Source organism: Pseudomonas sp. 20P_3.2_Bac5, from assembly GCF_025466035.1.
GTDB lineage: Bacteria > Pseudomonadota > Gammaproteobacteria > Pseudomonadales > Pseudomonadaceae > Aquipseudomonas.
Genome location: NZ_JANLOA010000052.1, coordinates 1 through 436, shown reverse-complemented (window position 1 = coordinate 436; position 436 = coordinate 1). Strand labels below are relative to the sequence as shown.

The window sequence follows — 436 nt, the reverse complement described above, 5'->3', positions numbered from 1 at the left end:
TACCACGGTGAGCCAAGGCGTCCTGTCCGTCACTGGCCAGGGCGTGCTGGGCACCTCTGGGCTGACCGTCGCCAACGGCGCCACCCTCGCTGGCACGGGCCGCATCGACGGCGCCGTGACCCTCGCCGATGGCGGCCATGTGCAGCTCGCGAGCAGCACCACCCTGACCACCGGCAACCTGACCCTCAACAACGATTCCAACCTCGACGCCTTCCTCGGCGCCGCGGTCGCGGGCCAGGCCGGAATGCTCAAGGTCAACGGCAACCTGGTGCTCGACGGCAAGCTCAACGTCACCGACGCCGGCGGCTTCGGCCTCGGCGTGTACCGCCTGATCGACTACACCGGCAGCCTCACCGACAACGGCCTGGCAATCGGCACGATCCCGGGCGGCCTGGTAGCGGGCGACCTGGAAGTGCAAACCAGCGTCAACAATCAG

General features: G+C 68.6%; 1 protein-coding gene. It reads left to right on the top strand.

The genetic code is table 11. The annotated features are described in order from the left end of the window. Window positions 1-436 (top strand): hypothetical protein (locus tag NTD88_RS09110; protein ID WP_262154313.1); only part of this gene is annotated, 436 nt, incomplete at both ends.